The sequence below is a fragment of the Pararhodobacter marinus genome, assembly GCF_003122215.1.
GTDB lineage: Bacteria > Pseudomonadota > Alphaproteobacteria > Rhodobacterales > Rhodobacteraceae > Pararhodobacter > Pararhodobacter marinus.
On record NZ_QEYD01000003.1, the window covers coordinates 208,332 to 230,365 of the forward strand.

Annotated in this window: 21 protein-coding genes; 13 read left to right on the top strand and 8 right to left on the bottom strand. The window is 68.3% G+C overall.

Going from position 1 to position 22,034, the window contains the following annotated elements:
- The first annotated feature begins 162 nt into the window (after positions 1 to 162).
- The gene (locus tag C4N9_RS05910) at positions 163 to 1,065 is read left to right on the top strand and encodes a hypothetical protein (protein WP_109532377.1); all 903 of its coding nucleotides are present in this window, start codon (positions 163 to 165) and stop codon (positions 1,063 to 1,065) included.
- Positions 1,066 to 1,168: 103 nt separating this feature from the next.
- On the opposite strand, the gene C4N9_RS05915 is transcribed toward C4N9_RS05910, so the two are convergent.
- Positions 1,169 to 1,465 (bottom strand): FAD assembly factor SdhE, encoded by a 297-nt coding sequence (locus tag C4N9_RS05915; protein WP_245902476.1) that lies wholly within the window; start codon positions 1,463 to 1,465, stop codon positions 1,169 to 1,171.
- 8 nt (positions 1,466 to 1,473) lie between these two features.
- Positions 1,474 to 1,896: a helix-turn-helix domain-containing protein gene (locus C4N9_RS05920; RefSeq protein WP_109532379.1), complete on the bottom strand. Its 423-nt coding sequence runs from the start codon at positions 1,894 to 1,896 to the stop codon at positions 1,474 to 1,476.
- Positions 1,897 to 2,010: 114 nt separating this feature from the next.
- Between C4N9_RS05920 and C4N9_RS05925 the strand changes: the two genes are divergently transcribed.
- The gene (locus C4N9_RS05925; protein WP_109532380.1) at positions 2,011 to 3,213 is read left to right on the top strand and encodes a pyridoxal phosphate-dependent aminotransferase; all 1,203 of its coding nucleotides are present in this window, start codon (positions 2,011 to 2,013) and stop codon (positions 3,211 to 3,213) included.
- A gap of 202 nt (positions 3,214 to 3,415) precedes the next feature.
- Here the strand turns inward: C4N9_RS05925 and C4N9_RS05930 are convergent, their stop codons facing one another.
- Positions 3,416 to 4,318 (bottom strand): LysR family transcriptional regulator, encoded by a 903-nt coding sequence (locus C4N9_RS05930; RefSeq protein WP_109532381.1) that lies wholly within the window; start codon positions 4,316 to 4,318, stop codon positions 3,416 to 3,418.
- A gap of 96 nt (positions 4,319 to 4,414) precedes the next feature.
- Between C4N9_RS05930 and C4N9_RS05935 the strand changes: the two genes are divergently transcribed.
- The 5 genes from C4N9_RS05935 to C4N9_RS05955 all read left to right on the top strand — a co-directional run bounded on the left by C4N9_RS05935 (position 4,415) and on the right by C4N9_RS05955 (position 11,027).
- Positions 4,415 to 5,059 carry a class I SAM-dependent methyltransferase gene (locus tag C4N9_RS05935; RefSeq protein ID WP_109532382.1) on the top strand — a complete coding sequence of 215 codons (645 nt, stop codon included), beginning with the start codon at positions 4,415 to 4,417 and terminating at the stop codon, positions 5,057 to 5,059.
- Positions 5,060 to 5,218: 159 nt separating this feature from the next.
- On the top strand, positions 5,219 to 6,361 hold the full coding sequence (locus tag C4N9_RS05940) for an FIST N-terminal domain-containing protein (protein WP_109532383.1): 1,143 nt from the start codon (positions 5,219 to 5,221) through the stop codon (positions 6,359 to 6,361).
- A gap of 29 nt (positions 6,362 to 6,390) precedes the next feature.
- Positions 6,391 to 8,619, top strand: a complete 2,229-nt coding sequence (locus C4N9_RS05945) for a hybrid sensor histidine kinase/response regulator (RefSeq protein ID WP_109532561.1) — start codon at positions 6,391 to 6,393, stop codon at positions 8,617 to 8,619.
- Positions 8,620 to 8,716: 97 nt separating this feature from the next.
- Positions 8,717 to 9,631 (top strand): AAA family ATPase, encoded by a 915-nt coding sequence (locus C4N9_RS05950; RefSeq protein ID WP_109532384.1) that lies wholly within the window; start codon positions 8,717 to 8,719, stop codon positions 9,629 to 9,631.
- Between the two features lie 136 nt (positions 9,632 to 9,767).
- A complete protein-coding gene (locus C4N9_RS05955) occupies positions 9,768 to 11,027 on the top strand; it encodes a vWA domain-containing protein (protein ID WP_109532385.1) in 1,260 nt (419 codons plus the stop codon).
- A 489-nt stretch (positions 11,028 to 11,516) separates the two neighbouring features.
- On the opposite strand, the gene C4N9_RS05960 is transcribed toward C4N9_RS05955, so the two are convergent.
- Positions 11,517 to 12,290 (bottom strand): hypothetical protein, encoded by a 774-nt coding sequence (locus tag C4N9_RS05960; protein WP_146195123.1) that lies wholly within the window; start codon positions 12,288 to 12,290, stop codon positions 11,517 to 11,519.
- A gap of 90 nt (positions 12,291 to 12,380) precedes the next feature.
- Here C4N9_RS05960 and C4N9_RS05965 point away from each other — a divergent pair, with 90 nt between their 5' ends.
- The 3 genes from C4N9_RS05965 to C4N9_RS05975 all read left to right on the top strand — a co-directional run bounded on the left by C4N9_RS05965 (position 12,381) and on the right by C4N9_RS05975 (position 15,609).
- On the top strand, positions 12,381 to 13,484 hold the full coding sequence (locus tag C4N9_RS05965) for an OmpA family protein (protein WP_146195124.1): 1,104 nt from the start codon (positions 12,381 to 12,383) through the stop codon (positions 13,482 to 13,484).
- 137 nt (positions 13,485 to 13,621) lie between these two features.
- Positions 13,622 to 14,620, top strand: a complete 999-nt coding sequence (locus tag C4N9_RS05970) for an XdhC family protein (RefSeq protein ID WP_109532388.1) — start codon at positions 13,622 to 13,624, stop codon at positions 14,618 to 14,620.
- Positions 14,620 to 15,609 carry a molybdopterin-binding protein gene (locus C4N9_RS05975; RefSeq protein ID WP_109532389.1) on the top strand — a complete coding sequence of 330 codons (990 nt, stop codon included), beginning with the start codon at positions 14,620 to 14,622 and terminating at the stop codon, positions 15,607 to 15,609. The genes C4N9_RS05970 and C4N9_RS05975 overlap by 1 nt, the downstream gene beginning before the upstream one ends.
- Positions 15,610 to 15,620: 11 nt before the next feature.
- Here C4N9_RS05975 and C4N9_RS05980 read toward each other — a convergent pair whose 3' ends face one another.
- Together C4N9_RS05980 and C4N9_RS05985 are read right to left on the bottom strand one after the other, a co-directional pair.
- Entirely contained in the window at positions 15,621 to 16,808 is a 1,188-nt protein-coding gene (locus C4N9_RS05980) for a trans-sulfuration enzyme family protein (RefSeq protein ID WP_109532390.1), read from the bottom strand.
- Positions 16,809 to 16,925: 117 nt separating this feature from the next.
- Positions 16,926 to 17,495, bottom strand: coding sequence for a biotin transporter BioY (locus C4N9_RS05985; protein WP_109532391.1), 570 nt, complete (start codon positions 17,493 to 17,495; stop codon positions 16,926 to 16,928).
- 230 nt (positions 17,496 to 17,725) lie between these two features.
- Between C4N9_RS05985 and C4N9_RS05990 the strand changes: the two genes are divergently transcribed.
- Positions 17,726 to 18,463, top strand: a complete 738-nt coding sequence (locus tag C4N9_RS05990; RefSeq protein ID WP_109532392.1) for an SDR family NAD(P)-dependent oxidoreductase — start codon at positions 17,726 to 17,728, stop codon at positions 18,461 to 18,463.
- 73 nt (positions 18,464 to 18,536) lie between these two features.
- Here C4N9_RS05990 and C4N9_RS05995 read toward each other — a convergent pair whose 3' ends face one another.
- Positions 18,537 to 19,013, bottom strand: a complete 477-nt coding sequence (locus C4N9_RS05995; protein ID WP_109532393.1) for a peptidase S1 — start codon at positions 19,011 to 19,013, stop codon at positions 18,537 to 18,539.
- Positions 19,014 to 19,247: 234 nt separating this feature from the next.
- On the opposite strand from C4N9_RS05995, the gene C4N9_RS06000 reads away from it, so the two are divergent.
- Both C4N9_RS06000 and C4N9_RS06005 read left to right on the top strand, forming a co-directional pair.
- Complete coding sequence (locus tag C4N9_RS06000) at positions 19,248 to 19,592, top strand: hypothetical protein (protein ID WP_146195125.1); 345 nt, start codon at positions 19,248 to 19,250, stop codon at positions 19,590 to 19,592.
- Entirely contained in the window at positions 19,585 to 20,190 is a 606-nt protein-coding gene (locus C4N9_RS06005; protein ID WP_109532395.1) for a DedA family protein, read from the top strand. The genes C4N9_RS06000 and C4N9_RS06005 overlap by 8 nt, the downstream gene beginning before the upstream one ends.
- A 4-nt stretch (positions 20,191 to 20,194) precedes the next feature.
- On the opposite strand, the gene C4N9_RS06010 is transcribed toward C4N9_RS06005, so the two are convergent.
- The gene (locus C4N9_RS06010) at positions 20,195 to 22,021 is read right to left on the bottom strand and encodes an ABC-F family ATP-binding cassette domain-containing protein (protein ID WP_109532396.1); all 1,827 of its coding nucleotides are present in this window, start codon (positions 22,019 to 22,021) and stop codon (positions 20,195 to 20,197) included.
- Between the last annotated feature and the right edge of the window lie 13 nt (positions 22,022 to 22,034).

Consider the following 22,034-nt stretch of genomic DNA (forward strand, 5'->3'; position numbering starts at 1 on the left):
CCTCTCACCAAGTGATGAGCCCCCCGGGCGGGTCTAATATCTTGACTGACCGCGCGGATGACTCCACCCTCGGGCGCGCATCGCAGTTCATTTCAGGAGCAAACCATGTCAATTTACCACCATTGGAAAAACACTTTCAGGATCGCCGCGGCCGGAACGGCCATGAGCCTGGCTTTCGCCGGCAGCGCCATGGCCCAGCAATGCCCCGACTGGCAGCTTGGCGGGATCCCGATCACCACGGATTCCGAGACCGCCTGGGTTCCGCAACAATACCCGCTCTTCGCCGGTGGCGGGCTTGACCTCGCGGCCTGCTCCTCGGTCGATGGCGTCGGTCGCGTGACGCCGGCACCGAACTTCACGCTGCAATACGACGCGCTCACGCTGGGACGCGATCTGGAATTCCGCGTCGAGACCGATTGCGACACCACGCTTCTGATCAACGATTCGACCGGCGCATGGCACTTCAACGACGATGCGAACGGCACGCTGCAACCGGCGATCCGTCTGGCCGGCGCCCCGTCCGGGCAGTATGACATCTGGGTCGGCACCTATGGCGGCTCGTCGTGCCAGGCGACGCTGGTGGCCGAGACCTTCCCGCCCAGCGGTGGCTCGTCCGGCGGCACCCCGACCCAGCCTGCCGCGCCGGTCTGCCCCGAATGGTCGCTGGGCGGCACCGAGGTCCAGCTGACCGCCGGTGGCACCGAGACGCAGCAGACCACGGCGGGCGGCACGGTCGACCTGTTCAGCGATTCCTGCGAAATGGAAGCGCATGGTTACGTCTCGCAGGCGCCCAACTTCTCGCTCTATTACGATCCGCAGGATCAGACCGGACCGCTGAACATCAGCGTCTCGGGCGATTGCGACACCACGCTTCTGGTCAACGATCCGACTACCGCATGGCTCTTCAACGACGATGCCACCGATCTGCAGCCGGCGCTGCAGATCGGCGGTGCCCAGGCCGGACGCTATGACATCTGGGTGGGCACCTTCGGCGCCCCGACCTGCTCGGCCTCGATCACGATGAGCGCGGGCAGCGCCCCGGCCTCGCCGCAATCGGGCAAGTAAGCCTGCCTCTGACAGACACGCGAAAGGCCGGGGTCTTCCCGGCCTTTTGTCTTTTTGTTCAACTTGTTACAGCCGGTCGCCGCCGCTCCGACACCCGCCCGGATCAGAGCCGGGTCGCGGCGAAAGCGGCGATCCGGTCCATCAGCCCGGCATAGGTCTGCGGTCCCTTCGGCTGGGCAGACCCTGTGCCGATCCGCGCCGTGACCCATTGATAGAGGTCGTGGTCGTTCTCGTTCAGAAGAGCCTCGTAGAGATCCAGCATCGCGGGATCCAGACCGGCCAGCTCGCTGTCCGAGAACGGCCCGAGGATCAGGTCCATCTCCTTGATGCCCCGCCGCCACGACCGCATCCGCAACCGCTTGAGCCGGGTCTCTTCGGGGCTGACCGGGGCCTCTGGCATAGCCGCGCTCACTGGCCCTGCTCGCCCGGTTGCGCGCCGCCCTGGGCCGTGGCCAGCTGCGTCTTCAGCACCTTTTCCAGCCGGCCCAGGCGCTCGCCCATCGCCAGAAGCTCACCGCGCAGGCTGCGCAGATCCGCCAGTGCGGCGGTCGCCGCCGGGCTCGGCGGGGTCTCTTCCACGGCCCCCTGCGGCTGGACATCGTCGCCCTCGCCCGTCAGCAGCCAGCGCAGCGACACGCCCAGCAACGCCGCCAGCATCTGCAACCGGTTCGCGCGCGGCTCGGAGACGTCGTTTTCCCAGTCGCGCAGGGTCTTCGCCCGCACGCCCAGCCGCTGCGCCAGCTGGCTTTGCGTCATGCCCGCGGCTTCGCGGCCGGCCGCAAGGCGATCCCCAAGCGTCGCGTGGTCGTCGGTGAACCAGGTGTCGTTCATGTATCCTCCTCGCCAATGGCGGTCCTTCGCGCCGCAAGGACCACCTTGGCCCTTGAACGCCCATGGCGCGCAGAATATGAGATGGCTCCGGGAAAAACAAACCGGAGGCGACCCATGCCGTTCCTTTCCGACACTCTCGCGCGCGTCAAACCCTCGGCGACCATCGCCGTCACCAACATGGCGGCCGAGATGAAGGCTGCCGGCAAGGACGTGATCGGCCTCGGCGCCGGCGAGCCGGATTTCGACACGCCGCAGAACATCAAGGACGCGGCCAAGGCCGCGATCGACGCGGGCAAGACCAAGTACACCGCCGTCGACGGCATCCCCGAGCTGAAAAAGGCGATCTGCGCCAAGTTCGAGCGCGAGAACGGTCTGAGCTATCAGCCCAACCAGATCACCGTCGGCACCGGCGGCAAGCAGACGCTCTACAACGCGCTGATCTGTACCCTGAACCCGGGCGACGAGGTGATCATCCCCGCGCCCTACTGGGTCAGCTATCCCGACATGGTGTTGCTTGCGGGCGGCACGCCGGTGACGGTGCCCGCCGGGATCGAGACGAGTTTCAAGCTCACGCCCGACGCGCTCGAAGCGGCGATCACGCCGAGGACCAAGTGGTTCATCTTCAACTCGCCCTCGAACCCCACGGGCGCGGGCTACACGAAGGACGAGCTGAAGGCGCTGACCGACGTCCTGATGAAGCATCCGCATGTCTGGGTGATGTCGGACGACATGTACGAACATCTCGTCTTCGACGATTTCGAGTTCTTCTCGCCCGCCCAGATCGAGCCCGGCCTCTACGAGCGCACGCTCACCTGCAACGGCGTGTCCAAGGCTTACGCGATGACCGGCTGGCGGATCGGCTATGCCGCGGGCCCGGTGGCGCTGATCAAGGCGATGGCGACGCTGCAATCGCAATCGACCTCGAACCCCTGCTCGATCGCGCAATGGGCCGCGCTCGAGGCGCTGAACGGCCCGCAGGATTTCCTCGTGCCTTTCCGCGAGGCCTTCCAGCGCCGCCGCAACCTGGTGGTCGAGATGCTCAACGCGGCCCCCGGCATCACCTGCCCCAAGCCCGAAGGCGCGTTCTATGTCTATCCCGACATCTCGGGCTGCATCGGCAAGACCTCGGCCGGCGGCACCCTGATCGAGGATGACGAGACCTTCGCCAAGACGCTGCTCAAGGAAACGGGGGTTGCCGTGGTGTTCGGCGCGGCTTTCGGCCTCAGCCCCAATTTCCGGGTGAGCTACGCCACCTCGGACGAGGCCTTGAAGGAAGCCTGCACGCGCATCCAGACCTTCTGCAACGGCTTGACATAACAAGGCACGACGCCACCGGGCGTTCCATCGAAGGGGGCGGGTCGTATCGGCGCCGCCCCCTTTGTCTTTAGCTCCGCGCACCGCGTCTTTGTTCGGCAAATATCCTCAGGGGGTCCGGGGGCAGAATGCCCCCGGCAGGTCGCGCGAGACGGCCGTGCCGAAGGCGCGGCGGGCGAGGGCGAAACCTCTCCCCCTTTGCCGATCACCCCCGCTCCGGCGCGTTGCGCAATGCCCCGGCCAGATGATCCCAGACCCGCCTTATCCGCGCGCTCCTGTGCAATTCGCGGTGGCTGACCAGCCACAGATCGACCTCGCTTACCCAGAAATCCGGCAGGATCCTCTCGACCCCCGGGGTCTTGGCGGCGATGTCGTCGGCCATCAGCCCGATCCCCAGCCCGCGCCGCACCAGTTCCCAGCCGGCCACCGTGTTCTCGCTGAAGAACGGCAGCCCTGCCTCGCTTACCGGCAAGCCGCGCGCGCGCAGCATCCGCGCCATCGCCTCGGGCGCGGTCAAGCCGATCAGGGGCAGATTCCGCAGGTCCTCGATCCTTGAGGGCCGCCCATGGCGGCGCAGGAAGTCGCCGCTGGCATAGAGGCTCGCCTGCCCGCTCCGGATGCGCCGGGCGATCAGGCCTGGTTCTTCGGGGCGGACATGGCGGATGGCGATATCCGCCTCGCGTCGCATCAGGTCCGACAAAAGATTCGTCACCACGATGCCGATCTGCAGATCGGGCGTCGTCTCGGCCAGGCTGGCCAGCACATCGGGCAGCAGATAAGTCGCGACCGTGTCCGAGGCCGAGATCGTCACCCGCCCGCCGGGCCCTTTCGTCTGCCCCGCGGCCACCAGCGCCAGCTGCGCCGCCGCCGTGCCCATCGCGCGCACGTGATCCTCGACCGCCCGTCCCGCCGGTGTCAGCACCAGATCGCGTCCGGCGCGCTCGAACAGCGCCAGCCCGAGGCTCTCTTCCAGCGCAGCGATCTGGCGACCGACGGTCGGCTGCGCCACGCCCAACGCCCGCGCCGCCGCGCTGAGGGTCCCGGTTTCCATCGTAGCCAGAAAGGCGCGGACCTGGTTCCAGTCGAAGCCGATCGCTGCAGGATTCATGCACCCATGCATAGCATGGCTGCAGATTCATGCAATTCCGCATGAAGCGCGCCAAGGCTATTGTCCGCGCAGCCAAGGAGACCCATCGTGACCGCCATGACCATTGCCCCGCCCCGTGACACTGCCCCGTTCTGGAACCGCATCGCCGCGCGCTATGCCGCCAGACCCGTCGCCAATCCCGAAGCCTATGCTCTGACGCTCGAGCGCACGCGCGCCTACCTGCGCAGCACCGACAGCGTGCTGGAACTGGGCGCGGGAACTTCGTCGACCGCGATCACCCTGGCGCCGCATGTCGCGCGCTACCTCTCGACCGACATCTCGTCCGGGATGGTCCGCATCGGGCGCGAGAAAGCGCAGGCCGCCGGGGTCGACAATCTGACGATCGAGGTGGGGCAGCTGGGCGATCCTGCGCTGGACGCCGGGCCGTTCGACGCGATCCTCGCCTTCAACCTGCTGCATCTGTGCCCCGACCCGGCGGGTGAGGCCGCGAAAGCCTTCGCGGCGCTGAAACCCGGCGGGTATTTCATCTCGAAATCCGCCTGCCTGGGCAGCGGCTTCTGGTTCCTGTGGCCGGTGACCGCGGTGATGCGCGCTCTGGGCAAGGCGCCGCCCGTGCGATACTTCACCCGCCGCTGGCTTCAGGAGGCGATCCGCAAGGCGGGGTTCGAGATCGTCGAGACCGGCGATTACCCGGCCCGTCCGCCCAGCCATTTCATCGTCGCCCGCAAGGTCCCGGACTGAGGCCCGGACTGAGGCCCGGACTGGGGCCCGGACGGAGATCCGGACTGAGATCCGGACCAACGCCCGGGCTCCGGACGGCCTTCTGGACAAGCCGGACGCCCGGCCCTAGCCTTCGCCCGTGGCGCTACCGGCAGGGGCGTTGCCGGGGGGAGAGGCTGCATGAACCAGAGCGTGATCCGCATCGCCGAATGCGTGGCCGAAGACCCTGCGCCGGTGGCCGGGCTGACGGCCGGGCTGGGCCCCGGACCCTTCGCGCTGATCGTGGTTTTCCTGTCGCCCGACGCCGCCGATCCCGCGGCGATCCTGTCGGACCTGTCGCAGGCCACGCACCCGGCCCCCATCATCGGTTGCACCACGGCGGGCGAGATCGGCGCGGTCGGCTATGCCGAAGGGCTGATCGTCGCGGTGGGCTTCCCCAAGACCGAGTTCGGGGCCGAGACGCTTCTGGTCCCCGACCTGTCGCGCGTCGAGGCGCAGACCGTGATCGGCGATCTGATCCGCGCGCGGGGCAGCCTGACGCGGGCGCATCCGGGCTGGGACAACGAATTCGTCTTCCTGATGATCGACGGGCTGTCGACGAAAGAGGACGAGTTCGCCTCGATGATCGCGCCCGGCCTTGGCGGAGCGCAGCTTTTCGGCGGTTCCGCGGCGGATGGCACGCGCTTTCTGGAAACCTTCGTCTTCCATGACGGCCGCGTGCTGCGCAACGCCGCCGTTCTGGCTCTGGTCCGCAGCCGCTGCGCGATCCGGGTCTTCCGCTTCGACCATTTCACGCCCACCCAGACCCGCATGGTCGTCACCGGCGCCGATCCCGCGCGGCGCAGCGTGCAGACCATCAATGCCGAACCCGCCGCCCAGGAATATGCCCGGCTTCTGGGCAAGGACCCGCGTCAGCTCAGCCCGTTCATCTTTGCCGCCCATCCGGTGGTCGTGCGGATCGGCGGGCGCCATCATGTCCGCTCGATCCGGCAGGTCGACGACAATGGCGACCTGATCTTCTACTCGGCCATCGACGAGGGGCTGGTGCTGACGCTGGCTGAGGCCCAGGACATGGCCGACCATCTCGACCGCGCGCTGCGCAGCCTCAGCCGCAACGGCACGCCGCCCGACGCGATCCTCGCCTGCGATTGCGTGCTGCGCCGGATGGAAGCGCAGGAAAAGCAGCTGACGCCAAAAATCTCGTCGCTGCTGCGCGCCCACCGCGTGACCGGCTTCTCGACCTATGGCGAACAGCTCAACGCGATGCATGTGAACCAGACGCTGACCGGCGTGGCGATCTACCCGCCCGAGGTCCAGCCATGAGCCCGCGACCGCCCGCCGCGCGCGGCGACATGGCGCGCGCGCTTCTGGACCCGGGCGACAGCGCGGCGCGCCAGACCGACAAGCTGTTGCAGATCGTCGATGTGCTGATGCGCCGCGTGGAACAGGGCACCGACCAGTCGGGCGCGGCCTATGCCCAGTTCGAGCGCGCGGCGATGCTGGAAGATCAGGTTCGCGCCCGCACCCGAGAGCTGGAAACGGCGCTGGATCTGCTCAACGAGTCGAATGCCCGCCTGGCCGCCGCCAACCGCGAGACCGAGGCCGCGCGCCGCAACCTGACCGATGCGATCGAAACGGTGCAGGAAGGCTTCGGCCTGTTCGGACCGGACGATGTTCTGGTCCTGTGCAATTCCCGCTTCGGCCTGCAATTGCGCGACATCCGCGACCGGCTGATCCCCGGCATGTCCTTTGCCGATTACGTCGAGGTGGTCAGCGCCTCGGGCCATCTGCGCCTGCCCGACGGGCTCAGCCCGCAGGACTGGGCCTTGCAGCGCCTGCGCCGGCACCGCGACCGCTCGACCAGCTTTACCGTCGAGCTGACCGGCGATCTGTGGCTGCAGGTCAGCGAACACCGCACCGGAGACGGCGGCACCGTGATCCTGCAGACCGATGTCACCGACATCATCCGCGCCGAGCGCGAAACGCATGGCCGGCTGATGGACGATCAGGCCCGTATCGTGCGTGCCACGCTCGATCACATCAGCCAGGGCGTCTGCATTTTCGATGCCGAGGCCCGTCTCGTGGGCTGGAACGACCGCGCGGCCGAACTTCTGGCCGTGTCGCGCACGCGGTTCCGGCAGGGCGCGTCCTTTGCCGATCTGGTCGCGCGGATGCTGGCCAGCCAGCGGGCCGATGCGCAGGGGCTCGGCACGCTGCTGACCTGGGTCGCCACGCCCGGACCGCGCCCGCCGCTGCGCTTCGACATGACGCGCGCGGGCGATGTCGTGCTCGATACCTTCGCGCAGGAAATGCCCGATCGCGGCTTCGTCGTCTCGGTGACCGATGTCACTGCGGAACGCCGCGCCATCGCCGCGCTGTCGCGCGCCAATGAAACGCTCGAGGCCCGCGTCGCCGACCGCACGCGAGAGCTGGGCGCGGCTCTGGCCCAGGCCGAACGCGCCAGCGCCACCCGCTCGCGCTTCGTCGCCGCCGCCTCGCACGATCTGTTGCAGCCGCTCTCCGCCGCCAAGCTCTTCCTCGCCTCGATGGAGGATGAAAACCTCAATCCCCGCGCCCTGGACGCGCTGGCCAAGACCTGCTCGGCGCTCGAATCCGTCGAGAGCATCCTCGACGCGCTGCTCGATATCTCGCGGCTCGAAAGCGGGCGACTGAGCGTGCGTCAGGAAGCGGTGCCGCTGGGCCCGCTGCTGGACCGCCTGTACCAGGAATTCTTCCCCCTCGCGCAGGATCGCGGCCTGTCGCTGCGGCTGCGTCCGACCGAGGCGGTGGTCCTGTCCGATCCCGTCTGGCTGCGCCGGATCCTGCAAAACCTCATCGCCAACGCGCTGCGCTACACGCCCGCAGGCGGTGTGCTGGTCGGCGTGCGAAGCGTTCAGGGCGGGCTCAGGGTCGAAGTCACCGATACCGGCCCCGGCATCCCCGCCGAAGAGCATCAGGCGATCTTCCGCGAGTTCCACCGCCTCAATGCCCGCGCCTCGGCCTCCGAGGGGATGGGTCTGGGTCTAGCCATTGTCGAACGGGCGACCGCGCTTCTGGGCCATGACGTCACGCTCGATTCCCGGCTCGGGCACGGCACCCGCTTCATCCTGCATCTGGGCGCCCCCGCGCCCCGCGACACAAGCCCCCCGCGCGCGCCCGATCCGCGCGACCCGCGCGACCCACGTGATCCCCGGCCGGATCTGCCGCGCGGCCTGCTGGGTCTTCTGGTGGCCGAAGACGCCGAGATGCGCCGCGCCTTGGCGCATCTGCTCGAAGGCTGGGGCGTCGATATCCTCGACGTGCCCGATCCCGACGAGGCGCTGGGCCTCACCGACGAGATCGCGCTCGCCCCGGACTTCGTCCTCGTCGATTGCCGCGCCGGGACCGAAGAGGCGGGCTTCACGCTGATGCGCGACCTCGCCGCGCGCTACGGGCCCCTGCCCGCGCGCCTGCTGACCGCCGCGCGCGACGAGCCGCTGCGCCTGCGCGCGCGCCGCGCCGGCGCGCCGCTTCTCTACAAGCCCGTCGATCCCCACCAGCTCGAACGCTTCATCGCGCAGCTTGCCCCCCGCACCCCCTGAACCGACCTGTCCATTGGTCGCATCCCCCCGGCGCAGCGCTTGTATCGCGCCCGGCCCGGCCCCATCATGCCCCCGGATCAGCCAGGGAGGAACCGGCGTGAGCCAGACCGACATCGCCACCATCGACGACGTCCAGCACCTGCTGGCCGGCCAGGATTACGTCTGCGGCCGCGCGCTTGCCACGGTGAGCTTCCTCGCGCTGAAACTGGGCCGCCCGCTGTTTCTCGAAGGCGAGGCCGGCACCGGCAAGACCGAAATCGCCAAGGCCATCGCCGCAGCGCTCGGCCGCCGCCTGATCCGTCTGCAATGCTACGAAGGCCTAGACGCGTCCTCCGCCGTCTACGAATGGAACTTCGCCGCGCAGATGGTCGCTATCCGCGCGGCCGAGGCCACCGAGAATACCGACCGCGAAGCGTTGCGCGCCGATCTCTTCGGTCCCGATTACCTGATCGAACGCCCGCTCCTGCAGGCGATGCGCCCGCAGGATGGCGGCGCGCCCGTGCTGCTCATCGACGAGATCGACCGCACCGACGAACCCTTCGAGGCCTTCCTGCTCGAAGCCCTCAGCGACTTTCAGGTCACGATCCCCGAACTCGGCACGATCAAGGCGCCCGAGGCGCCCATCGTCATCCTCACCTCGAACCGCACGCGCGAAGTGCATGACGCGCTCAAGCGCCGCTGCCTCTATCACTGGGTCGATTACCCGGATTTCAGACGCGAGACCGAGATCCTGCGCGCCCGCGTCCCCGAAGCCGCGGAAACGCTCTCGCGCGAAATCGTCGCCTTCGTCCAGCGCCTGCGCACCGAGGACCTGTTCAAGAAGCCCGGCGTGGCCGAGACCATCGACTGGGCCAAATGCCTGCTCGCGCTCGACGTGATCAGCCTCTCGCCCGAGGTGATCGCCGACACTTTGGGCGCGATCCTGAAATACCAGGACGACATCGCCCGCCTGCAGGGATCCGAGGCCCGGAAGATCCTCGACGAGGCCCGCAAGACCCTCGCCCCGACCTGACACGCGCCGCCCCAGAAATCCCGCCCCAGAAATCCCGCCCGAGAAACCCCGCCTGATCTTCACTTTGCCTCAAATACTCCACGGGGGTCCGGGGGTGTGAAACCCCCGGCGCCCGCCGCCCCACGGGACGCCTGCCTTGGAATACCCCGACCTTCCCCTGCCCGAGCATCCCAGGCTCACCGAGAACCTCACGCATTTCGCGCGGGCCTTGCGCAAGGCCGGGCTGCCGGTGGGTCCGGGCCGGGTGCTCACGGCGATCGAGGCGGTCGAGGCCGCGGGCTTCAGCGAACGCGCGGATTTCTACTGGACCCTGCACGCCGTCTTCGTCTCGCGTCCCGAGGAACGGCAGGTCTTCAATCAGGTCTTCCGCCTGTTCTGGCGCGACCCGCGCTACATGGAGCACATGATGTCGCTCATGCTGCCCGCGATCCGTGGCGCGCAGGAGGAAGAGAAAGCCGCAGCCGCCGCCAAGCGCGCGGCCGAGGCGCTGCTTGACGGGGCCGAGGCGCCGCTGCCGCCCGAGCGCGACGCGCCCGACGAGGAGGAGAAGGCAATCGAGATCGACGCGACGCAGACCGCGTCGGGCGACGAGAAACTGCGCCAGCTCGATTTCGAGCAGATGTCGGCACAGGAACTCGCGCAGGCGCGGCGGATGCTGGCGCGTCTGTCCTTGCCGGTGAAACCGCTCAAGACCCGTCGCCTGACCCCCGATCCGCTGGGCCGGCGCGCCGATTGGCGGCGCACGCTGCGCCACGCGGTGCGCACGGGCGGCGAGGTCAGCCAGCTTGCGCGGCGCAAGCCCTCGACCCGCTGGCCCGCGCTGGTGGTGCTGTGCGACATTTCCGGCTCGATGGCCTCCTATTCCCGCATGGTCCTGCATTTCGTCCATGCGGTGGCCAACCGGCAGGGTCAGGGCTGGGCCAGGGTTCATGCCTTCACCTTCGGCACGCGGCTGACCAATATCACCCGCCATCTGCGCACCCGCGATGTCGATACCGCGCTCAACGCCGCCGGACGCGAGGCGCGCGACTGGCAGGGGGGCACGCGGATCGGCGAGAGCCTCCATGCCTTCAATCGCGACTGGTCGCGCCGGGTGCTGGGTCAGGGCGCCGTGGTGCTGCTCATTACCGACGGGCTCGACCGGGGCGATCCGGCCGCGCTCGGGCGCGAGATGGAACGGCTGCACCTGTCGGCGAAACGGCTGATCTGGCTCAATCCCTTGCTGCGCTGGGACGGCTTCGCGCCCCGCGCGCAGGGCGTGCGCGCGATGTTGCCGCATGTGGACGTGATCCGCGCGGGCCATTCCATCGCCTCGCTCGAAGCGCTGGCGCAGGCCCTGTCGGATCCGCGCGACCATGGCGAGAAGGAGCGGCTCGCAGCCCTGTTGTCGTCCTAGCCAGCCCGGCCATCCGCGCCGCGTTTCAAACCGGCACACGCCATGACCAGATGGCACGAAACAGGGCCTTCGGTTCGGGCGGTTCGCGCCGCTCCGCCGGGTTCGGCACAGGGCGACGTTACGTCACCCGCTCCGCCCCTTGGAATGCGGCGGCGCAGAACCAATCTATCGGGCAGGCGCTCAGGTCCTCCCCCCGGGCGCGCCCGCATCCAGCGGGTCGAGTCATAGCCGCCGCGTCCCTCCTCCTCCCTCCGGACGCGGCGGCTTCGCATTTCTCCCCTCGCGTTTTCCGCTCGTTCCGGCCCGTCGCCACGGCACACGCGATGCTGTGATGCCCTGGCGCGGTTTTTTGCCGATGCCCGCAATGCCCTTGTTTTGCAGGCTTCTAAGGGGTTCTGGCGCTCCAACCTGACCGAACTCCCGCCGGATGGCCCCCCAGCGTCTGGAACTTTCCAGAACCGGCGTTCGTTTCAAACCGCAAACGACGAGTTAGGAGCCATCATGCGCCGCAGTCTCAAAACGACGACCGCCATCGCGACCAGCCTTGTGCTGGCGATCCCCCTCGCTATCCCGGTCAGCGCTCAGGTTCAGCGCCCGGCCGATATCGACGAATCCATCTGCACCGCCGAGATGAGCGACCGCGAATGCCGTCAGACCGTGCGGCAGGCACGGCAGGAACTGCGTCAGGAATTGCGCAGCCAACGGCAGCAAGGCGGTGGCGAGGCCGGCGACCGCCCGGCGGGTGAAGTGCCCGGACAGGATGTTCCGACGCAAGGTCAGGGCCAAGGTCAGGGTCAGGGCCAGAACCAAGGTCAGGGCCAAGGCCAACAGCAGGGCCAGCAACAAGGTCAGCAGCAAGGTCAATCCGGCGGCGATGCCCTGGGTGAGGCGCTTGACGCCGAACGCGGGCAGGCTCAGGGCCAGGGTCAGGCGCAAGGTCAGGCGCAAGGTCAGGCCCAAGGCCAGGGACAAGGTCAGGCGGGCGACGCGCAGCCCCGTCAGCCGCGCCCCGAAGCCCGCCCCCAGGGCGAGGCCTCGCAAGGCGGCGCACCGCAAATGGAGACCCGGCCGCAGCCGGAATCGGTCGAAGCCCTCGAAGGCATGCTCGGTGGCGATAACGCCGGGCAAGAGCCCCCGCGCCGCGCGCCCGATCCGGGCGAGGCCCAGATGGGCACGCTGCCCGAGGCCATCCAGGGCGCCCAGCCCGCGGATCAGGCGGGCGACGGTTCGCTCCCGCAAGGCCAATCGCAGGGTCAGGCCCAAAGCCAAACCCAAGGCCAGGCACGCCCGAACAACGCAGGCGGTGATTCCGCTGCGGCGCAGGCTGCCGCCGGCGGCGAGGGCGATCAGAGCATGGCGGCCTCGGGCGGCGACAACGGCGCCGTCGAGGAAGTCACCGAAACCGTGACCGAGGATTCCGTCCGCCGCTCGGACGAAACCTTCGAAGAAGCCCGTGAACGCCGCCGCGCCCGGCGCGCCGAACGTCGTGCGCAGGAGCAGGCCGGCTCGCAGGGCGACGGCACCGCGGGCCAGCAGGTGCGCGATCGCGAAGACGACGACGACGGCATCCCAGACTTCCTGACCGGCGCCGTGGTGGGCGCGGCGGGCGCGCTGATCGTGGGCTCGCTGCTCGATGACAACCGCGAAGTGGTGTCCACCTCGGACGACCGGGTCGTCGTGCGCGACCAGTACGGCGATCTGCAGGTGCTGCGCGACGATGACGCGATCCTGCGCCAACCGGGCAGCGAAGTGACCACCCGGCGCTATCAGGATGGGTCAAGCGAAACCATCGTCCAGCAGCCCGACGGCAGCCAGGTCGTGACGGTCCGCAACCCCGAAGGTCGCGTCGTCAAGCGCGTCGTCATCGCCGCGGACGGCCGCCGAACGGTTCTGTTCGACGACACGGTCAGCGTGGCCGCCGTCGATGTCAGCACCCTGCCCGAGCCCAACCGGACCGCCGCCCCGCAGGTCGATCCCGGCAACGAAGACGCCCTGCGCGCCGCTCTGCTGAGCGAAACACGTCTGGATCGGAACTTCTCGCTCAACCAGGTGCGCCAGATCGACCGCGTACGGTATCTGGCCCCCGCGGTTCAGGTCGAGAACATCACCTTCGAAACCGGGTCGTCCGCGATCACGCCCTCGGAAGCGCGGGAATTGCTGGCTCTCGGCGAACTGATGACCGGGCTGATCGAGGACAACCCCAACGAGGTGTTCCTGATCGAAGGCCATACCGATGCCGTGGGCAGCGACGTGTCGAACCTGACGCTGAGCGACCGCCGCGCGGAATCGGTGGCGCGCGCCCTGACCGAGTATTTCGGCGTGTCGCCCGCCAACATGGTCCTGCAGGGCTACGGCGAAAGCGATCTGCGCATCCAGACGGAATCCGCCGAGCGCGAGAACCGTCGCGTGGTCGTACGCCGCATCACGCCGCTGCTGCAAAGCGCCCAGCTGCAGTAAGCACGGACCTGCCTGACCACTGCCCCCGGCGCCCCGCGCGCCGGGGGTTTTGCATGCGCCTCGCGGCGAAGGTCGTAGTGGCAATCCGGGCCTGTCCTGTGCATAGTTCCCGCGAAGGAGGCCGAGGAGGAGCCCCGATGACCCCCGACACGAGTGCCGCAACGAGCGCCGACATGATTCATGACCGCATCCCCGAAATCGCCCGCGACTGGCACCGCGAAGGCCGTGGCGCGGCGCTTGCCACGGTGGTCGAGACCTGGGGCTCGGCGCCCCGGCAGGCCGGCAGCCAGCTTGCCATTTCCGGCAAGGGCGAGATCATGGGCTCGGTCTCGGGCGGGTGCGTCGAAGGCGCGGTGGTGGTCGAGGCGCTGGAAGCGATGGAGGACGGGACTCCCCGCCTCCTGACCTTCGGCGTCAGCGATGACACCGCGTTTTCGGTGGGGCTGGCGTGCGGCGGCACGATCCGGGTTCTGGTCGAACCCGTCGGCAAGGCGATGCCGCTGTCGATGCTCGACGCCATCGTCGATGCGCGCGCCGCCCGCAAGCCCATAGCCTATGGCATCACGCCCGATCGCTGGGAGCGTCGGCTTTTGTCCCCCGCCGACCTGCCCGACCGGTTCCGCTCGGACAGATCCGGGATGGAGGAAACCGGCGAGTTCGTCGCGCTCTTCAACCCGCCTTTGCGGATGCTGATCGTAGGCGCTGTCCACATAGCGCAGGCGCTGGTACCGATGGCAAGACTGGCAGGCTACGATCCCGTGCTCATCGACCCGCGCGACGCGTTTGCCAGCGAAGAACGGTTCCCCGGCACCGTGATCCGCCACGACTGGCCCGATGAAGGGCTGCTGGCCGAAGGGCTCGACGCGCGCACCGCCGTGGTGACGCTGACGCATGACACCAAGCTTGATGACCCGGCGATCCTTGAGGCGCTGAAGTCTGACATTTTCTATCTGGGCTGCCTCGGCTCGACCCGGACCCATGCCAAGCGGCTGGAGCGTCTGCGCGACGCCGGGGTGCCGGAGGATCAGATCGCCCGTATCCACGCGCCCGTGGGTCTGGATATCGGTGCAAAATCGCCGGCAGAGATCGCCGTGTCGATCCTTGCGCAGATCACTCAGGTGCTGAGGCGCGGCTGATGCAATTCGGCCCCGTCCCGCTGGATCAGGCTCTGGGCGCGGTGCTGGCGCATTCCGTCCCGCTGGCCAAGGGGCGGTTGAAAAAGGGCAAGGTCCTGACCCGCGGCGATCTGGAGGCGCTGGCGGCTACGGGCCGGACGCAGGTCATCGTGGCCCGGCTCGCCCCCGGGGATATCGGCGAGGACGACGCCGCCCTGACACTCGCGCGGTCCCTTGTGCTGGGGGCCGAGGGGCTGGAGCTGCAGCCGGTCGGCACCGGGCGCGTGAATATCCTCGCCACCGGGCCGGGGCTTGCGCGGATCGATGTCGGCAAGGTGAACGCGGTCAATTCAGCCGACCCCGCGATCACGCTGGCCACCGTCCCGCCATGGCACCGGATGGAGCCGGGCGGCATGGTCGCGACCGTGAAGATCATCGCCTATGGGCTTGAAAAGGCGCATGTTCAAGCCGCAGCGCAGCAGGCTGAAAGCGGCCTTTCCCTGGCGCACCCGATCCTGCGCGAGGCGGTGATGATCGAGACCGTCGTCGGCAAGGGCCTGGGCGACAAGGGGCACCGCGTCACGCAAGAGCGACTGCTAAGGCTTGGGGTAAAGCTCGGCCCGGAAACACTTGTTCCGCATGAGGAAATCGCTCTTTCGGAGGCCATCGTCAAAGCCCCGGGCGAGATGATCCTGATCCTGACGGCCTCGGCCACCTCGGATATCCGCGACGTGGCGCCCTCGGCCCTTCGGCGTGCCGGGGGGCGGGTCGAACATTTCGGGATGCCGGTCGATCCCGGCAACCTGTTGTTCATCGGCGACCTGAACGGCCGGCCCGTCGTGGGCTTGCCGGGCTGCGCGCGCTCGCCCGCTCTCAATGGCGCGGACTGGGTGCTGGAGCGGTTGATCTGCGGTGTGTCCGTCAGCGGTGCGGATATCCGCGCGATGGGCGTGGGCGGGCTGCTCAAGGAAATCCCCTCGCGCCCCCGTCCGCGCGCCCGGCGCGACTAGGCACGCCGCGACTAGGCCCGGACCGCCTGCGACGCGGCGACAGCCTTGGTGAATTCGGATTTCAGAAGCTCGATATCCTCGACCCCGACCGACACCCGGAAGAACCCCTCGGTGATGCCCACGGCCGCCCGCGCCTCGAGCGGGACATTGCGGTGCGACGACGAGGCGGGATGCGACACCGTCGTGCCGATATCGCCCAGTGTCGGGGCGAAGGCCAGTTCGGGCGCGCCCCGTGTCAGCGCATTGGCCTGCGCCCGCCCGCCCTCGATCTCGAAGCTGACCATATGCCCGCCGCGCGCGCCCAGCAGCGACACGGCGCGGTTGTGGTCGGGATGGTCGGCGCGTGTGGGATAAAGCACCTTCCTGACCCCGGGCAAGGTGGCCAGGTGATCGGCCAGCGCCGCCGCATTCGCCTCGGCCCGGTCATAGCGCAGCTCGAACGTGTAGATCCCGCGCTCGGCCAGCCAGCAATCGAAGGGGCTGGCCGTCATGCCGGTCGTCACGGCGAAATCGTAGATCGCCTTGCGCAGGGCCGGATCCTTGGCCGCGACATAGCCCAGCGTGGCATCGGAATGCCCGGCAAGGATCTTCGTCACCGAATGTATGACAATATCCGCGCCATGGTCGAAGGGCCGGAAACCGCGCGGCGTGGTAAAGGTGTTGTCGACGGCCAGCAGGATCCCCCGCTCGCGCGCCAAGGCGGCGATGCCTTCGAAATCGGCCACGCGCAGGGTCGGGTTCGACACGACCTCCAGCAGGATCATCTTGGTTTCCGGCCGGATCGCCGCCGCGAAGGCCCGCGCATCGGTCGAATCCGCCAGCGAAGTCGCGATGCCGAAACGGTTCAGGTCCTGGCTCATCAGGCGCAGCGACCGGCCATAGAGCTGATCGCCGCCCAGGATGTGGTCGCCCGCGCTCAGCACGCCCATCAGCGCCGCCGTCACCGCGGCCATGCCCGATCCGGTGACGATCCCGCCCTCGGCGCCTTCGAGCATGTCGATCTTGGCCGCCAGAACCTCGGCATTCGGGTGGCCTTCGCGGGCATAGGTGAAGCCGGGATTGGTGCCAAGATACTGCGCGTCCAGCGTGTCCGGATCGGGCGAGGCATAGACGACCGAGGGTTGCAGCGGCGTCACGACCGGGCGCGAGGCGCCTTGCGGCCACGGCGTGCGGCGGATCAGCGACGGGGTATCGGACATGCGCGGCTCCTTGATCTTTCGACCGTTCATGGCACGCGTCCGATCGCCCCGCAAGTCAAAGGAAAACCCCCGGCAAAGCGGTTGCCGGGGGCAATGTGGGGGGCGTTTCAGGGCCGGTCAGCCGCGCCGCGTGCGCAGGGCCGCCCAGGCCCCCGTTACCACCAGAGCGGCCACCACGATCTTCACCGCATCCCCCAGCAGGAACGGCACCATGCCTGCGTTCAGCGCGCCCCAAAGGTCAAGCGGCGTCACCGCGTCGAGCCAGGCGATGCCCGGCACATACAGAACGACCGATGCCAGAAGACCCGTCGCAACGATGCCCGCAAAGCCCCGCGCGACCCCGCGTTCGGCCATCAGGCCGGCGAGGAAGGCCATGGCGACAAAACCCAGAAGGAAGCCGCCGGTCGGGCCCATCATGTAGGGAAGTCCGAACTGCCCCCCGGCGAAGACCGGCAGGCCGAGCGCGCCCTCGACCAGATAGGCCAGAACCGCCGCCGCTCCCAGCCGCGACCCGGCCGTCAGGCCGACCAGCAGGACGGCCAGCGTCTGCAACGACATGGGCACAGGCACCATAGGCACGCTGACCTGCGCGCCAAGCGCGATCACCGCCGAGCCGCCCAGCACGGCAAGCGCTCTGGTCAGAAAGGATGCGCCCGCCGACGCATGAAGAAGGGTGTCTTGGGCCATGAAAGTCTCCCTCGGCTCTGGTCCATGATGGCGGTTTTTATCCGGTCCGCCCGCTGCCCGGTCAACGCCTGTCAGGGCCCCGGGCCGCTTTTCCAGCGCCCTTGTTTGCAAACCCACGTCTTTGCAAAGATCGAGAATTTACAATCCGCACCCGCCGCGAAAAGGCCGCGCCCTGCTTGCTCCGTTTTGTCGCCTTGTCAGGTGATCCGGGCAGTGGCATTGAGCGAACCATGATCGACACGCCCCTTGCCCCCGAATCGCAGCCGACCGGGTCGGCCCCTTCCCCCGACAGCCAGACCCGCGTGGCGCTGGTCACCGGCGCCTCGCGCGGACTAGGCGCCGCGCTGTCCGAGGCGCTGGCCGCCGAGGGTTGGCACATCATCGCCGTCGCCCGCACCACCGGCGCGCTGGAAGAGCTTGACGACAGGATCCAGGCGCGCGGCGGCTCGGCGACGCTGGTGCCGGTCGATATCAACAATGACGACGCGATGCGGCAGATCTGCCTGTCGATCTATCAGCGCTGGGGCAAGGTGGATCTGTGGGCGCATACCGCCGTTCATGTCCCCCCGCTGTCGCCCGCCGGCCATATCGCGACCAAGGACTGGGACAAGACGCTGGCGACCACGCTGCGCGCCACAGGCAGCCTGATCCCGATGATCGAGCCTCTGCTGCGCGGCTCGGACAACGGCAAGGCGCTGTTCTTCGACGATGCAAGCTGGCGCGACGGGGACAAAGCGGCGAAGTTCTTCGGCGCCTATGGTGCGGCCAAGGCGGGGCAGATCGCGCTGGCCTGTGCCTGGCAGGTCGAGAATGCCGGACTGAGCGCCGAGCGCGCGCCGCAGGTCGTGATCGACACGCCCGCGCCGATGCCCACCGCCACGCGCGCGCGGTTTTTCCCCGGCGAGGACCGCGACCAGCTGACCCCGTGCGAGACCGAGGCCAAACGCCTTCTGTCGCGGCTGGTCTGACCCCAAGGCGGAGCGATCCAAAGCAAAAGGCCGGGCGCGATGCCCGGCCTTTCTTGTCGCGATCCCGGCGCGATCAGCGTTCCGAGATCAGGATCGTGGTGTTGTGCACGCGCGAGCGGTTATAGGTGCCCGCCCAGATGTCGTACTGGCCCGAACGCGGGTTCGAGAACCGGATCAGCGGGTCAAGCCCGTTGAAATCGTCGTTGCAATACCACTGGCCCGACGGATCGTTGACCAGCAGCATCGTGTCGCCCGGCGCGCTGATATAGATCGTCAGCGGGTAGCCCCCGGCGCGGTAATGCAGGCGCCAGTCGGGCGCATTGGCGAACCAGCCACCACCCGGGCAGCCGCCACCTCCGCCGAAATGGTGATCGCCGCCCGCGCGCACCGTGCGGGTGCGCGGATCAGGCAGGAAACCGGCGTTCAGCGTGATCGAGCCGTAGGACGGGCGAAGGCTGTAATTCTGCGCCTCGGCCGTGTCGGGGGCCATGGCGGAAATCCCGGCCAGCGCCAGCGCGGCGACGGCCGCGAGTTTCAGAGTGTTGAACATGGTGTCCTCCATCGTACATCGAAATACTTGTTTCAAATTCGCCTCAACCGCCCGCTTTGCAGGCGGCACCCGGTCGGGTCTGCCCGCCGGATCGCGCTGGATGCTGCCCGGATTCCCCCAGCCTGTCCAGAAGGTTTCATCGATATCATGGCTTTGTTAGGTTGCGTGTCGGCCGCGTTGCCCGCAGAATCCGGCAACGCGCGCCGTCCTGCGCGGGTCGCCAAGAGGACAATGATGCATCCCAGCTCCCGGCCCCTGCGTCTGCTGCTTCTCACCGGATTCGGGCTGGCCGTCGCGCTGAGCCTCTTCTTCGCGGTCCGGCTTGCGCTCGGGGCGTTCTACTGGTCCGATCCCGCGCATCGCGACCAGGCGGTCGAGGGCTGGATGCCGCTGGGCTATGTCGCGCGCTCGTGGGATGTGCCGCGCGCGGCGATGCAGGAGATTGCCGGCATCGACCAGGTCCCCTCGGGCCGCCGCTCGCTCGAGATGATCGCCCGCGACGAAGGCGTGCCGCTTAAGACGCTGATCCTGCGCATTGAAACCGGCATCTCGCGCTACCGCGAGACCGCGCATGACTGAATGGCTGCAGGCCCTGGTCGCGGATTGGGGCGCGCTGGCGCTGGGGATCATCACCTTCCTGTCGTGCCTTGCCGTGCCCGTCCCCTCGTCGCTGATGATGCTGACCGCGGGCGCCTTTGCGGCCTCGGGCGATCTGGACCTGACGACGGTCGCGGCCTCGGCGTTGATCGGCGCGGTGCTGGGCGATCAGACCGGCTATCAGCTGGGCAGGCTGGGCTATCGGCGCGCCGAGGCGTGGCTTCTGCACAGCCCGGCGCGCGCGGCGCTTTTGAGACGCGCGCGCGATGCCACGCGGAAGGGCGGCGGCATCGCCGTCTTCCTGTCGCGCTGGCTGTTCAGTGTGCTGGGCCCCTACGTCAACCTTTTGGCGCCCGGCGTGGGGCTGGGCTGGCTGACCTTTACCGCGATGGGCATCGCCGGCGAAATCGTCTGGGTGATCCTCTATGTCGGGCTGGGCTATGTGGCCGGCGGCCAGCTTGAGCAAGCGGGGGACATGCTGGGCGATGCCCTGGGCCTGCTGGGATCCCTGGCGATGGCGGCCGGGCTGGGCTGGATGCTGCTCAAACGCCACCGAAAGCGGCATCCGGGCACCCCGTGAGCGGTCAGCCGCCCGCCTTTTCCTCCAGCGTCAGCCATTCCTCTTCCGCCGCCGCCAGAGCGCCCTGGCGCTGTTCCAGCATCGCCGTGGCTTTCGACGCTTTCACCGGCTCCCGCGTGTAAAGCTCGGCATCCGACAACAGGTCCGACAGCTTGGCGATCTCGGCCTCCAGCCGCGCGATCTCGTCGGGCAGCGCGTCGAGCCGCTTCTTCTCGGTAAAGCTCAACCCGGCCGGTTTCGCCGGGGCCTTCGGCGCCTCGGGCTTCCCCTCTGGCTTCACGGGCTGCGCTTTCGCCGAGGGCTTCTCGGCCGTCGGTTCGCTCAGCGCCTTCTGCGCCTGATAATCGCTCCAGCCGCCGGCATAGGGAACCACCCTGCCCCCGCCTTCGAAGGCCAGCGTCGTCGTCGCCACCCGGTCGATGAAATCCCGGTCGTGGCTGACCAACAGCACGGTTCCCGGATAATCCCCCAGCAAATCCTGCAGCAGATCCAGCGTCTCGACATCCAGATCGTTGGTCGGTTCGTCCAGCACCAGAAGGTTCGACTCGCGCGCCATGATCTTGGCCAGAAGCAGCCGCGCGCGCTCGCCGCCCGACAGACTGCGCACGGCGGCGCGGGCCTGTTGTTCGTCGAACAGGAAATCCTTGAGATAGGCGACCACGTGCTTGGGCGTGCCGCGCACCATGACCTGATCGGACGAGCCGCTGACCCGCATCAGCGGATCGCCGGTCATGTTCTCCCACAGCGTCGCGTTGCCGTCGAGCCGCGCGCGCGTCTGGTCGAAAACCGCCATGTCCAGGTTGGTTCCCAGCCGGATCGACCCGCTATCGGGCTCGATCTCGCCGGTCAGCAGCTTGAGCAGCGTGGTCTTGCCCGCACCGTTGGGTCCGACCAGCGCCACCCGGTCGCCGCGCAGCACCCTCAGGCTCAGATCCCGCACGATGGGCGTTCCGTCGAAACTTTTCGAGATGCCTGTCGCCTCGGCCACCAGCTTGCCCGATTGCGGACCGGCCTCGAACGCCATCGCCGCCGTGCCCTGCCGCCGGATCTGCGCCGCGCGCTCGGCGCGCAGGTCCTGCAGGGCCCGTACCCGGCCCATATTGCGCTTGCGGCGCGCGCTGATCCCCTCGACCGCCCATTTCGCCTCGTGCTTGATCTTGCGATTGAGCTTGTGGCGCGCCTCGTCCTCGTCCGCCCAGATCTTGTCGCGCCATTCCTCGAAGGCGGCAAAGTTCTGGTCCAGCCTGCGCACCTGCCCGCGATCCACCCACAGCATCGCCCGGCTCAGCGCGTTCAGGAAGGCGCGGTCGTGGCTGATCATCACGAACGCCGCGCGGGTTTCCTTCAACCGCTCTTCCAGCCAGCGAATGGCGTGGATGTCCAGGTGGTTGGTCGGCTCGTCGAGCAGCATGAGCTCGGGCGCCTCGGCCAGCAGCTTGGCCAGAGCCGCGCGCCGCCGTTCCCCGCCCGACGCCGTCGCGATCGCCACCGCCGGATCGAAGCCCAGGCCCTCGGCGGCGATCTCGACCCTGTAGCTTTCGCTGGGATCAAGCTGCGAAAGCGCGTAATCGCCGAGCGTTGCGAACCCCGCGAAGTCGGGATCCTGCTCCATGTAGCCCACGCTTGTGCCGGGTGTCAGCACCCGCCCGCCGCTATCGGCATCGACCAGCCCGGCCATGATCTTCATCAGGGTGGATTTGCCCGAGCCGTTCCGGCCGACAAGCGCCAGCCGGTCGCCCGGCTGAATGACCATGTCCAGCTCGGAAAACAGCGGATCGCCGCCGAAGGTGAGCGAGATTTGCGAGAGTTGAAGAAGGGGTGTGGGCGCCATGACGCTGCGCTAT

Bases quoted from the DNA above. Each gene is read 5' to 3' on its own strand.
- C4N9_RS05910 (WP_109532377.1), top strand. From the start codon at position 163: ATGAGCCTGGCTTTCGCCGGCAGCGCCATGGCCCAGCAATGCCCCGAC.
- C4N9_RS05915 (WP_245902476.1), bottom strand. From the start codon at position 1,465: ATGCCAGAGGCCCCGGTCAGCCCCGAAGAGACCCGGCTCAAGCGGTTG.
- C4N9_RS05920 (WP_109532379.1), bottom strand. From the start codon at position 1,896: ATGAACGACACCTGGTTCACCGACGACCACGCGACGCTTGGGGATCGC.
- C4N9_RS05925 (WP_109532380.1), top strand. From the start codon at position 2,011: ATGCCGTTCCTTTCCGACACTCTCGCGCGCGTCAAACCCTCGGCGACC.
- C4N9_RS05930 (WP_109532381.1), bottom strand. From the start codon at position 4,318: ATGAATCCTGCAGCGATCGGCTTCGACTGGAACCAGGTCCGCGCCTTT.
- C4N9_RS05935 (WP_109532382.1), top strand. From the start codon at position 4,415: ATGACCATTGCCCCGCCCCGTGACACTGCCCCGTTCTGGAACCGCATC.
- C4N9_RS05940 (WP_109532383.1), top strand. From the start codon at position 5,219: ATGAACCAGAGCGTGATCCGCATCGCCGAATGCGTGGCCGAAGACCCT.
- C4N9_RS05945 (WP_109532561.1), top strand. From the start codon at position 6,391: ATGGCGCGCGCGCTTCTGGACCCGGGCGACAGCGCGGCGCGCCAGACC.
- C4N9_RS05965 (WP_146195124.1), top strand. From the start codon at position 12,381: ATGGCGGCCTCGGGCGGCGACAACGGCGCCGTCGAGGAAGTCACCGAA.
- C4N9_RS05970 (WP_109532388.1), top strand. From the start codon at position 13,622: ATGACCCCCGACACGAGTGCCGCAACGAGCGCCGACATGATTCATGAC.
- C4N9_RS05975 (WP_109532389.1), top strand. From the start codon at position 14,620: ATGCAATTCGGCCCCGTCCCGCTGGATCAGGCTCTGGGCGCGGTGCTG.
- C4N9_RS05980 (WP_109532390.1), bottom strand. From the start codon at position 16,808: ATGTCCGATACCCCGTCGCTGATCCGCCGCACGCCGTGGCCGCAAGGC.
- C4N9_RS05985 (WP_109532391.1), bottom strand. From the start codon at position 17,495: ATGGCCCAAGACACCCTTCTTCATGCGTCGGCGGGCGCATCCTTTCTG.
- C4N9_RS05990 (WP_109532392.1), top strand. From the start codon at position 17,726: ATGATCGACACGCCCCTTGCCCCCGAATCGCAGCCGACCGGGTCGGCC.
- C4N9_RS05995 (WP_109532393.1), bottom strand. From the start codon at position 19,013: ATGTTCAACACTCTGAAACTCGCGGCCGTCGCCGCGCTGGCGCTGGCC.
- C4N9_RS06000 (WP_146195125.1), top strand. From the start codon at position 19,248: ATGCATCCCAGCTCCCGGCCCCTGCGTCTGCTGCTTCTCACCGGATTC.
- C4N9_RS06005 (WP_109532395.1), top strand. From the start codon at position 19,585: ATGACTGAATGGCTGCAGGCCCTGGTCGCGGATTGGGGCGCGCTGGCG.
- C4N9_RS06010 (WP_109532396.1), bottom strand. From the start codon at position 22,021: ATGGCGCCCACACCCCTTCTTCAACTCTCGCAAATCTCGCTCACCTTC.